The sequence below is a fragment of the Streptococcus sp. LYSM12 genome (assembly GCF_004569635.1).
Taxonomy (GTDB): domain Bacteria; phylum Bacillota; class Bacilli; order Lactobacillales; family Streptococcaceae; genus Streptococcus.
Genome location: NZ_SPOZ01000045.1, coordinates 1 through 7,974, shown reverse-complemented (window position 1 = coordinate 7,974; position 7,974 = coordinate 1). Strand labels below are relative to the sequence as shown.

Sequence of the window (7,974 nt, the reverse complement as noted above, 5' to 3'; positions counted from 1 at the left end):
CAGGTGCGACACCACTGGTTCACAGCGATCGTGGGAGCCAGTATACTTCTAAAGCGTATCGATACTTTGCACGACAAGCTGGATTAACCTTATCCATGTCTCGGGTTGGTAAATGTATTGATAACGCCCCAATCGAAAGTTTCTTTGGGCATTTCAAGACAGAAGCTTATCACCTGAAGAAATATAAGACCTATGATGAGCTCGTCACAGACATCGAACACTATATTGAGTTTTACAATACACGACGCTATCAGACCAAATTAAATAACCTGACTCCTATAGAATTCAGGAATCAGGTTGCTTAATATCTTTTATTATTTGACTGTCTACTTGACAGGGAGCCGTTCAAAATGACTTGTCACACGGGCTTAAAAACGAGAAAGTCAGGTCAGCTTTTAAAAATGACTATAAACTGACTGACCTCCATTCTTTGTTGACGGTCGCTAACTGCTTCCTCACTGCATTTTAGTGGTGACGAACCTAAAAGACTCACCAGGATCTCACGACGAAGTTGCAAGCAACTTCTTTCGTCTGCCTATTCTTGCCGTAGCCATAGCTAGACTATCTCGCTGACAGCTATAGAAGAAAGGAGCCAGCAGAGAGCATCTTAAACGCTGGACATCCTCAAGGTGCGGTCACTTTTTCGCTCTCATATCTTGTCATCATAATAACGGGGAATGCGGCTGGATAAAGCACAGACCACTTCATAATTGATGGTTCCTAGGTAATCTGCCCAGTCCTGTACAGAAACGACACGATGCCCGCTTTGACCAATCAAGGTCACAGAGGTGCCCAAGTTATAGCGCTTTGGCAATCGAACAGTAATCTGATCCATGGAAACACGTCCAACAACTGGACAGAGCTCTCCCTCGATTAAGAGAGAGAACCCCTGCATGTTTCTCAAAAAACCATCCGCATAGCCAATCGGCACAGTGCCAATATACTCAGACTCCGTACTATGGTAGGTCGCGCCATAGCCGATACTTGCGTTTCTTTCAACTTCCTTGACATGGACTAACTCAGATGTCAGCTGCAAGACTGACTGAATCGGATACGGCAAGGCTAGCTCATGCCCACTTGGATTGAGACCATATAAGATATTGCCCAGACGAACCATCGTAAAGGTTGTATCTGTATGCCAAATACTGGTTGCGGAATTGCTAGCATGAATGCAGGCAGGTACTTGCTCCACTTCAGCAAGTATCTCTTGAAATCTAGAACGTTGCACCTGAAAATAATTGTCATCTTTTTCATCAGCTGTTGCAAAATGAGTAAATATCCCGTCGATAACTACGCTTTTTTGTCTCAACTGATTCATGGCTTGATTGAGAGAACGACTTTCCCGAAACCCAATCCTCCCCATACCTGTATCCACTTTGACATGCACCTGCAAATCTTGTAAGGAAAATTCACACTCCAGCAACTGCTCCACCCATTCCAAGCTTGGAACCGTCAGCATCATCCTTTCTGAAATCGCGAGTGGTACAACCTCTACTGGCACCACACCGAGAATCAAAATCTGTTGCAAAATTCCCGCCTGACGCAATTCCAAGGCTTCATCCAAATTAGAAACACAAAAACCATCTACTTGGCTTTCCAGCTGCCTAGCGACTGCAACTGCTCCATGCCCATAGGCATTAGCCTTAACTACTGCAAAAACCTTGGTCTTATTAGGTAAATGGTTCTTGACCTGTTCCAAATTATTTGAGATAGCCAACAAGTCGACCTGAATCTTTGTAGGTCTATGAATACTTACTCTCATCTACTTCCTCCAAAATCACACTGGCTTGCACAAAACCAGCAGAATGACTAATACTGAGCCATACCTTAGCTTGAACAGGTGACTTGGCAATATAGGGCGCTCCCTTATCGTCTGTCAAAATTTCAATGTCTTGAAAACCAAGCTTGCCAATTCCAGTTCCAAGTGCCTTAGCAAAGGCTTCTTTGGCTGACCATCGACCTGCTAAATATTCCAATTGGCGACGATTTTTCAACTGTTCAAATCGTACGAATTCGTTTTCAGTCAATACTTTCCTAGCGAATCGGTCGTGCTTTTTCATCGCTGCCTCTACAGCAGCAATTTCTTGTAAATCTATTCCGTGTCCTATAATCATTTCTCAAAAAAAGAAGTGGGAAATCCGCATTCAACTGAATACTGGATCCCCTCACTCCTCCCTCATATATCTTTACTATACTTCCTTGCGTCCGTGACAGTTTTTAAATTTCTTACCTGACTGACATGGGCATGCATCGTTGCGTTCAACTCCTTCAAAGTTGCCTTGCTCACTAACAGCAGCTTGAGCTGGAACAATATTTTTCACAGCTGTTGTATGCGCTTCATGTGTTACACGTTCCCGTTCAATATTGTCATGAATTTGTGCTTTCATCATAAGACGTGTTACGTCAAATTCAATAGCCCCAATCATCTCATTAAAGGTTGCAAAAGCTTCTGATTGGTATTCAACAACTGGATTGTTCTGCGCATAACCACGCAGACTAACTGCATTGCGCAACTGATCCATCGTATCAATATGATCTGTCCAGCGATTGTCTACCACACGAAGAATTAACACTTTTTGGAATTCACGTATACGATCTTCGTCGCGTAACTTAGCTACTTGGCTGTCGTAAACCTCTACGGCACGATTGTACAAATCATCCACAATCTCTTGTTCTGATTTACCCTCTAAGTCAGCTAGGCTAATGGAATCTTCTGGCACCAGATTGATTTGAGCAAAGTGTAAAATTGCTTGTAAAGCCTCATCGCGCTTACCTACCTTATGATCTGCCACTTGGCGCTCAATCGTCCGCTTCATCATCGCCTTTATTTCTGGAGCCAAATCACGGTCAGCAGTGATGACATCTTGACGTTGGCGGTAAATGATTTCACGTTGCTCACGCATTACATCGTCATATTGAAGGACTTGTTTACGAGAATCGTAGTTATTTCCCTCCACACGCTTCTGGGCACTTTCCACTTGACGAGTCAACATCTTAGACTTGATAACAGACTCTTCTTCTGTCAAGTTCATACGTTCCATGAACGCTTTAATCCGCTCTGATCCAAAGCGTTTCATCAAATCATCTTCCAGAGAGAGGTAGAATTGAGATTCACCTGGATCTCCTTGACGACCTGAACGTCCACGGAGCTGATTGTCAATCCGACGACTTTCATGGCGCTCTGTACCAATGACACAAAGTCCACCGAGTTCACGGACACCAGGACCTAACTTAATATCTGTACCACGTCCTGCCATGTTGGTTGCAATGGTAACCGCACCACGCTGACCAGCATTCATGATGATTTGTGCTTCACGATAGTGGTTCTTAGCATTCAAGACCTCGTGAGGAACTCCTGCTGCCACCAAACGTTTTGACAGATAATCTGACGTTTCTACCGCAACAGTACCAACCAAGACAGGCTGTCCCTTTTCATAACGAGCCTTGACATCTGCCACAACCGCATTAAACTTATATTCCAAATTTGGATACAATAAGTCTTCATGGTCAATACGAGCAATCGGACGGTTGGTTGGGATTGGAACGACACGAATGTTGTAGATTTCTCTAAATTCCTCTTCTTCTGTCTTACCTGTACCAGTCATCCCCGCTAATTTACTATACATGCGGAAGAGATTTTGATAGGTGATAGACGCACTTGTTTTTGATTCATTCTGAACGGGTACACCTTCTTTGGCTTCAATCGCCTGATGCAAACCATCAGAATAACGACGACCTTCCATCGTACGACCCGTAAATGGATCAATAATCATAACTTCTTGTTCATCATTGACGAGATAGTCAATATCATAGGTCATGATATAGTTAGCACGAAGGGCATTGTCAATAAAATGCGTCAAGGCGACATTTTCAATGTCATATAGATTCTTCAGCTTGAAGAAGCTCTCTGCCTTGTCAATTCCAGAATCAGATAGACTAATTGTCTTTGAAGGAACATCTATGATGTAATCAGCTTCATCCAATGATTTGACCAGATTATCCGCCAAGAAATACAGTTGATTGGTTTCTGAACTTTGCGCACCTGAGACAATCAACGGTGTCCGCGCCTCATCGATCAAAATAGAGTCTACTTCGTCAACCAAAGCAAAATTCAAGGGACGTTGCACCATGTCCTCAGCACGAACAACCATGTTATCACGAAGGTAGTCAAAGCCGATTTCTGAGTTGGTTGAATAGGTAATATCGCAATTATAGGCTTCCCGTTTTTCAAGAGAAGATTTAGCTGCTAAGTTAATGCCCACAGAGAGCCCCAACCAAGCATAAACTTCTCCCATTTCTGTAGCATCACGGCTTGCCAAGTACTCATTGACAGTGACAACGTGCACTCCCTTGCCAGACAAAGCATTTAGATAGACTGGCATGGTTGCCGTTAAGGTTTTTCCTTCCCCTGTACGCATCTCTGGCACATCACCATGGTGAAGAACTATCCCCCCCATAATCTGAACAGGGTAAGGATAAAGACCAAGCACCCGTTTTGCAGCTTCACGGACAACCGCAAAGGCTTCATATAAAAGCTCATCAAGGGTTTCTCCCTTATTGTAACGCTCTTTAAATTCTACTGTTTTAGCCTGTAATTCAGCATCTGATAAAGCTGCCATCTCGTCTGCATAGGCAATGACCTTATCTGCCATTTTCTCTAGCTTTTTTAATTCACCTTTATCATTTTCAATGATCGTTTTTAAAATATTTGCCATTTTCTTCCTTACTTGTATAGTCTTTTAGTTTACTTTTAGTACTAAGCAACGAGCTGCAGGCTGTACTGGAGTACGGCAAAGCGAGGTAACGAAGTAATAAAAGATAAACAAAATGACTATATTATTTCTTATTTTTCATTCCTTTCATTATAGCACGTTTCCCCACTACTTTCAAGAATGAGCGACAGTTTCATCACACTGTGCACACGAAAAAATAACATCTATAACTCTCTACATCCATTTTGTAAAATAATTTCAGATGTTTTACATTTCAAGCTCGCCAATCCTCATTTTTGAGACTATCAGATTCTACATTTTCAGCAAATAGTAAACCTCTCGATGAACCTCTAGTATCTGATACTCATCAAGCACCACCTTCAAATGGCATCAGGCATCACCCTGCCGAACTTCCGCTCTACTTTCGATTGTATTGCCTCATCAGATATTGGGTCGTCTAAAGTATGAACATCAGACATTCTCCATACATTTGTTCTGATAGTTTAGGGAGCAGGGAAAAACTCAATAGAGTAGAAAAAAAGTTCCGTTTTGCCTCAATTCTAGCTTCGGACTGAGAGTGGGAAAAACTCAATAGGTCAAAAAAGAGTTGGGTTTCCCTTATTTCCTCAATTCTAGCTTGGGGCTGAAACAGTCTATTCCCAGACCGTTTCACTTCCACCCCGCACAGCTCCAACAATCAGAGTAGTGACTGTTGGAGCTTGAAAATGAAGCGAATTCGTTCGCATCCGTCGTAGAGGTCAGATTTGGAGTGGGAAACACGCACAAATATGAGTAAAAAGCTCCACTGGAGCTTTTTAGCCTGTTCCCTTATAGCCGTTTCATTTATTTTTAGTACGAGGCAAGGAGTCGCAGGTAGTACTGGAGTACAACAAGACGAGTGAACGAAGTAACAAAAGATAAACGAAATGACTATAAAACAAAAGGAGCAGCAGTTCATTTCCCACCTTCAAGGGCATGCTAGCCATTGAAGCAAGCAACCACTGCGTGGAGAGCTTGAATGAACTCTGCTAAGTGGAGAGGCACTTTTCCCAGCCTCTACATGTATCGTCAATGAAACAGGACATTCAGACTAGAAAACGCTGAAACTAATAGTTAAACTCATTGATAACTATTTTAGGCGTTTGGTAAAAAAGTAGTTACTTTCTCTCAACAGCTGATTCGATTAAGATAAGGAACTCTGAACTTGATTTTCAAAGCAGCAATCATCTACACTTTCATTCTTAGGGATGACTAGCAATGATTTCTAATGCCTGTCCTCTCAAGACCCAGTCTGTAACATCGTTCGGTAAGATAAAATGGTCCCCTTTCCCAATCGGATAAGTCTTAGAACCAACAACGAGCTCACCTTCGCCTGCCAAGACACTCACCAGATAGTAATCCGCTGTCTGCTTCATGCTTACTTCCCCAGTCACTTCCCACTTGTAAACGCTGAAAAAGTCGTTAGCAACAAGCAAGGTCGAGCGTAAATGATCTACATGGAGTGTAACAGGGCGGCTATTTGCAGGCTCACCAATTTTCGTAACATCAATCGATTTTTCCAAGTGCAATTCCCGAAGCTTACCCGCATCATCCTTACGGTCAAAATCATAGACACGATAGGTCGTGTCACTCGATTGCTGGGTTTCTAAAATCATGATACCTTTTCCGATAGCATGAATGGTCCCACTTGGCACATAGAAGAAGTCCCCCGCCTTAACAGGAACCCTCTGTAGTAAACGATCCCAATCCTTTTGTTCAATCTTCTCGCGAAGTTCATCTGTTGATTGAGCCTTATGGCCATAGATAATTTCTGAACCCTCATCCGCTGACAGTATATACCAGCATTCGGTCTTACCGAGTTCACCCTCATGCGCAAGTCCGTAAGCATCATCTGGATGAACCTGTACACTCAACCAATCATTGGCATCCAAAATTTTGGTTAGAAGAGGAAAAACTTCCTCTGTCCGGTTCGCAAAGAGTTCGCGATGCTCGCGGTATAAATCATCCAGTTTAAAACCTGCGTATACCCCGTTTTTGATTGTCGAAACACCATTTGGATGCGCCGAAATTGCCCAATACTCTCCGACATGATCACTGGGACTTTCGTAGCCAAACTCATCACGAAGTTTGGTGCCACCCCAGATTTTTTCCTGCATCACCGATTGCAAAAAGAATGGTTCCACCATAATTGTTCCTCGTTTCTATTTTCTCCTTTTATCATAGCAAAAAGGACTGAGAAAAGCCAACTTCCTTGGAGTATTTATCAAAAAAAGAGAGGAAAAACTTTAGAACCTGTACTTATGACCTCCATCCACGGATAGTTCCTTACACGGCGTTATTCGTTTTTCTCAGGCACTATAAAATCAGCAGCCGATGAGGGAGCAAGAAAGAACGCAACAGATAGAAAATCAAGCCCCGCGTAAAATAGACAGTACAAAAAGTATAGGCTGCTGTTATGATAAGGAGGTTCTTTTTCATGGCTAAAAAAGGAAACATGTCCACAAAGTATAGTCTTTTCGTTTGCTTTTAGTATAGCCATTTAGTTTATTTTTAGTACTAGGCAACGAGTCGCAGATAGTACTGGAGTACAGCAAGATGAGTGAACAAAGTAATAAAAGCTAAACGAAATGACTGTATTCCCCAAAGCTCAAATTGCGGGTAATCAAAGACGACCTCAGTGGAAACAGTGCTTCCTTTCCACTCTTCAACGGCATGAGAGTCGCTGAAGCAGTCAACCACTGTGCGAGAGCTTGATACAAACTCTGAGAAGAGAAGAGGAACTTTTGCTCAGCCTCTTGAAAGATAAGAATACCGAAATGATCCTCCTCTAAACCGAAAGTAGTCCTAAGGTTCCGCAAGACGGGCTCATCTTTCCTCAACACCAAAAATAGCAAGCTTATATGACCGTTCCGTTTTAATGAATTAGCCCGTCTTGCCTATCTCCAGTTATGCCTATAATTCCTTGCCCAGCACTCAATCAAAACTGAAAGGACTATATCTCTACAAGTCCCCCTAAAATACTGAAAAAAGCCAGACACTCTTGATATACTCCCCTTATAGTAGACAGTGAAAAAACAAAAATTCACTAGACACTATAAGGGGAGTTTTCGTATGTCTAAAAGAAGTCCAAAATCAGTAGAAGAAAAATGTGAAATCCTTCAGTTGTATCTGAGCCATAAGCAGTCCCTCAGTCAATTAACGAAAACCTACCAAGTGTCTGATTATACTATCAGACACTGGATGAAGCGATATGAAAGCGACG

The 7,974-nt window shown here is 42.5% G+C and carries 5 protein-coding genes; 1 reads left to right on the top strand and 4 read right to left on the bottom strand.

Features of this window, described 5'->3' with window-relative positions; all coding sequences use genetic code 11:
- The coding region (locus tag E4T79_RS10430; protein ID WP_167752581.1) for an IS3 family transposase at window positions 1-305 on the top strand (305 nt) is incomplete at its 5' end.
- A gap of 344 nt (window positions 306-649) precedes the next feature.
- Here the strand turns inward: E4T79_RS10430 and alr are convergent.
- From alr to manA, 4 genes are all read right to left on the bottom strand, one after another.
- Complete coding sequence (gene alr, locus E4T79_RS10425; RefSeq protein WP_135030051.1) at window positions 650-1,762, bottom strand: alanine racemase; 1,113 nt, start codon at window positions 1,760-1,762, stop codon at window positions 650-652.
- Window positions 1,743-2,114 carry a holo-ACP synthase gene (gene acpS, locus E4T79_RS10420; RefSeq protein WP_135030049.1) on the bottom strand — a complete coding sequence of 124 codons (372 nt, stop codon included), beginning with the start codon at window positions 2,112-2,114 and terminating at the stop codon, window positions 1,743-1,745. Before acpS ends, alr begins: the two co-directional genes overlap by 20 nt.
- A gap of 75 nt (window positions 2,115-2,189) precedes the next feature.
- Window positions 2,190-4,715, bottom strand: a complete 2,526-nt coding sequence (gene secA / locus E4T79_RS10415) for a preprotein translocase subunit SecA (protein ID WP_135030047.1) — start codon at window positions 4,713-4,715, stop codon at window positions 2,190-2,192.
- Window positions 4,716-5,953: 1,238 nt separating this feature from the next.
- Window positions 5,954-6,898 (bottom strand): mannose-6-phosphate isomerase, class I, encoded by a 945-nt coding sequence (gene manA / locus E4T79_RS10410; RefSeq protein ID WP_135030045.1) that lies wholly within the window; start codon window positions 6,896-6,898, stop codon window positions 5,954-5,956.
- Window positions 6,899-7,974 lie beyond the last annotated feature (1,076 nt).

Bases quoted from the DNA above. Each gene is read 5' to 3' on its own strand.
- manA (WP_135030045.1), bottom strand. From the start codon at position 6,898: ATGGTGGAACCATTCTTTTTGCAATCGGTGATGCAGGAAAAAATCTGG.
- secA (WP_135030047.1), bottom strand. From the start codon at position 4,715: ATGGCAAATATTTTAAAAACGATCATTGAAAATGATAAAGGTGAATTA.
- acpS (WP_135030049.1), bottom strand. From the start codon at position 2,114: ATGATTATAGGACACGGAATAGATTTACAAGAAATTGCTGCTGTAGAG.
- alr (WP_135030051.1), bottom strand. From the start codon at position 1,762: ATGAGAGTAAGTATTCATAGACCTACAAAGATTCAGGTCGACTTGTTG.